Origin of the sequence: Lysinibacillus boronitolerans JCM 21713 = 10a = NBRC 103108, assembly GCF_000772935.1 — a bacterium.
GTDB lineage: Bacteria > Bacillota > Bacilli > Bacillales_A > Planococcaceae > Lysinibacillus > Lysinibacillus boronitolerans.
Genome location: NZ_JPVR01000039.1, coordinates 1 through 3,251, shown reverse-complemented (window position 1 = coordinate 3,251; position 3,251 = coordinate 1). Strand labels below are relative to the sequence as shown.

Genomic DNA, 3,251 nt, shown 5'->3' with positions numbered 1-3,251 from the left:
GCCGTATGCGATGAAAGTCGCCTGTACGGTGAAGGCTCGTTATAAAACCTGACCTTTGTAAGGAAAGGATAAGACGAGAATAGCGTACCAAATGTGGGGCCGTTGGATGTTCTTAAATCAACTGTCACAATATCTGCACCATTAAATGGGGTAGGGACTCGAATTGTGACTGTAAAAGCTTTGGACAGCAATTCTAATCCGATAGCTGGATATCAGTTTAACTTAGAAATTATAATTACTAATAACGATAATACAAGGGCTGAGATGTACGGTGTACAAGAAATACTTCAAGGTAGCAAGACTAAGCCTATTACGGAAGTAACTAATGCTCAAGGAGAAGTTGGATTTGATATAACATTCTTTACTGCAATAGACAGTGGAGATGGTATTTCAGTTCAAGTCAAAACAATAGATAACCAAAATATTGGATTGCCTTTTAGTTACATCAATCCATAATCATTGAATTGAACCTCATCTATATGGTGGGGTTTCTTTTTGCTTTTTCACTTTCGTGAAGGGTTTTTAATGTACAACAAGACCTAAACAACGCACTGTGCCGAGCAGTGCTATTTTTTTATGTGTTTTTTAGCTATGAGAGCAATCGAGAGGGGCAACGGTACATGTTACTGAATCTCGAAGCTTCTCATGGCTTTTTATTTTAAATAGGGTATGAAGGTGGGGAATAGGGAGTCAAGAAACATGTTGATCCATTCGCCTATTTAGCGAGTATGGGGATCTCCGAGGCGCAATTCAAGCTAGATATTTTTAATGGCTTAGAGGAAGTAAAAGGTGCGCAAATTACAGAAGAGAAGTCATGCTCAATGATGCTAAGACCATTTCAGCAATTATTGATGGTAGGACACATGTTCAGGTGCGTGAACTAGCCGAGCTTTTAGGATTAAAGCTCGTTTATAATGACGAAAGCAAAACAACCAAATTATATGAAGTAAAATAACATAAATAAAGACCCAAACAGCTTAATTTGCTGTCTAGGTCTTTGCTGTTTATTTTGTTATAAATTGCATTTTTACATTTTCGTTTAAAATTTGACCATCTTTAGAAATAATATCTTTTATATATAGCGTATAACTACTTCCTGGTTTATAACTTCCTACTGGTGCAATCGTGACCTTGCTTGTCTGCATGTCTGAACTTCTATCGATAATAAACATTAATGGTATGTTTTCGCCACGGGCATCATCTTTAATATAAATATTTTTTTCCAAAATAGTAGAAATATCAATATTTGAATTAAATGATATTGTAAATTCTTTATTTAATTCAACATTTTGTTGTGTTTCCCAAGATGTAAAGCCCTCTACTATAAAGGATTTGTTTTGAAGAAATTCGTAACCTTTATTTGTGAAATATGAGTAGGTGTTAAAAGCAAAATCCTGTACTGATATATAATCTAATGTCCATTCACCAAGAATCCCAAACTCTGCCATTACATGACTTTCTAAAATGTAAGTACCTTTGAGTTCACCAGGTTCATCTATAGATAGATCAAAAGGATAAAGGTGGTTCTTGCCATCTGGTGATTTAAAATGTACATTTACATATCTAATTCCAGATAAATTATCTGAAACTGTAAGTTCAATCTTTGCCGTAGAGCCAGCTTTAACAACAGGTGTTAATACTTTTATTTCTTCAATAGTTGGAGCTTCAGTATCTTGTGCAGCATAAACAAAGGAAGAATTTGAAACAAATAAAAATAATGCACATATAATAACAGTTAGACTTTTCTTCAATTTTAAACTTCAACCTTTCAAAATATAATATTAATATATTTTATGGTTAATAGTGGGATTTGTATATGATAAAAACGAGTAAACTTTATTAGTTATTTGACAATAAAAGCCCAGGTACTCAAAATTTGAGCCTGGGCTTTTAAGATAAATGAAATTATTTTTGTAAATTAATCATACCTGTTTCTGTTCCAAACAAACCAGTTTGAACTTGTAATTGTAGGTCAGTTGCCTCGGCTGCCTCTGGAGCTAAGTCAAATACCACCTTACCACTGATTTCCATATCCGGGTTAACCTCTTGGAAGAAGAAGCTATTTTGAATATCTCCATTTTCTCCTTGGTTAGCTGACATACTAGCAGTACTATCAGATTCATATGTTTTTTCGCCGCGTTTTAATTTAAAGAAGCTTGAATCAATTGTCACAGCTTCATTGCCATTGTTTTTGTAAGTTACATTTAAGACTACATATTTTCCACTTGCGTGTGTCGGTAGCGCTGATGGACCTACTTGATCTGCTAATTGAACCTCATTAACTGTAAATACTGCTTTTCCAACTTCTAAAGCCGTACCAATTCCAACAACTTTGTCTTGATCATCTTTTTTAGTTGGTTTTTTATCAGTGCTAGTTGCAGAAGATTTTTGATCATCAACTTTTGATGAATCATCTCCGCCACCTAATGCCCCAATAATAGCGCCTAGGATAATTAAAGCAATTAATGCTCCACATCCTAATTTAAAAAATTTCTTCATTTACGTACTCTCCCTATATATGTATTTAGTACATTTGAAACTATAGCAAAATAGTAAAAAAATGTCTGTATGTAATTATTGGATGGGAATGGTTCCCTGGATACAAGAAATAGAAAAAATGCATTGATAAATACAAACGAATGTTCTTAAAAGGAGAGAGTAACATGTCAAAGTCCAAGAAAAAAGATTCAGCTAAAAAAGGTTGCAGAAAAGAGTGGGAAATCAGATATGCCGTTGGGGTATTTTAAAGAAAGATATTGTGGATGTTAATAATACGAGTAGGTGCAAATGGGTAATTGATTAATGGAAATTCGAGAACGCGATAAATACGGAAACTTAAAACCACCTACTAAAATTTTCAGTGGGCCAACCGAAAAAGAAACAATTGCAGCATTAGGTCCTCAATTAGCACAAGAAAAGTTAGATAATATGCAGAGGGATATAGTGATCAACGGACTTGGTGCGCAGGTGGCCCGGATGAAAATAGAAATCATGCAATTAAAAGGAGGGGCTTTTTAATGGAATTTTGGGAAATGGCTTATAAGTTAAAGTGGGTTACAGCAGAAAAGCGTCGCATGGCAGTAATAACAGAAGCTAATCCTTTTGGTGAGATTACACCTGAACAGTATAAAGAAATAACTAAGCAAGATTTTAAGTCGAAGCATAGCTTAGCGTTATTTTTATTGTCTAAATGAATGGGTACGTTAAGATTTCTTTACCTTGTCGTGATTCTATTGATTAACTTTAAATTT

General features: G+C 34.2%; 6 protein-coding genes. 4 read left to right on the top strand and 2 right to left on the bottom strand.

Translation table 11 applies throughout. The features are described from left to right. The first annotated feature begins 102 nt into the window (after nucleotides 1-102). A complete protein-coding gene (locus tag CD31_RS00425; RefSeq protein WP_036074861.1) occupies nucleotides 103-456 on the top strand; it encodes a hypothetical protein in 354 nt (117 codons plus the stop codon). 358 nt (nucleotides 457-814) lie between these two features. Next, nucleotides 815-955, top strand: coding sequence for a stalk domain-containing protein (locus tag CD31_RS23170; RefSeq protein ID WP_016992938.1), 141 nt, complete (start codon nucleotides 815-817; stop codon nucleotides 953-955). 49 nt (nucleotides 956-1,004) lie between these two features. On the opposite strand, the gene CD31_RS00420 is transcribed toward CD31_RS23170, so the two are convergent. Together CD31_RS00420 and CD31_RS00415 are read right to left on the bottom strand one after the other, a co-directional pair. Next, complete coding sequence (locus CD31_RS00420; RefSeq protein WP_016992937.1) at nucleotides 1,005-1,751, bottom strand: Ig-like domain-containing domain; 747 nt, start codon at nucleotides 1,749-1,751, stop codon at nucleotides 1,005-1,007. Nucleotides 1,752-1,905: 154 nt separating this feature from the next. Next, on the bottom strand, nucleotides 1,906-2,499 hold the full coding sequence (locus CD31_RS00415) for a DUF4352 domain-containing protein (protein WP_036074858.1): 594 nt from the start codon (nucleotides 2,497-2,499) through the stop codon (nucleotides 1,906-1,908). Nucleotides 2,500-2,802: 303 nt separating this feature from the next. On the opposite strand from CD31_RS00415, the gene CD31_RS22620 reads away from it, so the two are divergent. Beyond that, nucleotides 2,803-3,018 carry a hypothetical protein gene (locus tag CD31_RS22620; RefSeq protein ID WP_052125278.1) on the top strand — a complete coding sequence of 72 codons (216 nt, stop codon included), beginning with the start codon at nucleotides 2,803-2,805 and terminating at the stop codon, nucleotides 3,016-3,018. Next, entirely contained in the window at nucleotides 3,018-3,194 is a 177-nt protein-coding gene (locus CD31_RS00405) for an XkdX family protein (RefSeq protein WP_052125277.1), read from the top strand. Before CD31_RS22620 ends, CD31_RS00405 begins: the two co-directional genes overlap by 1 nt. Nucleotides 3,195-3,251 lie beyond the last annotated feature (57 nt).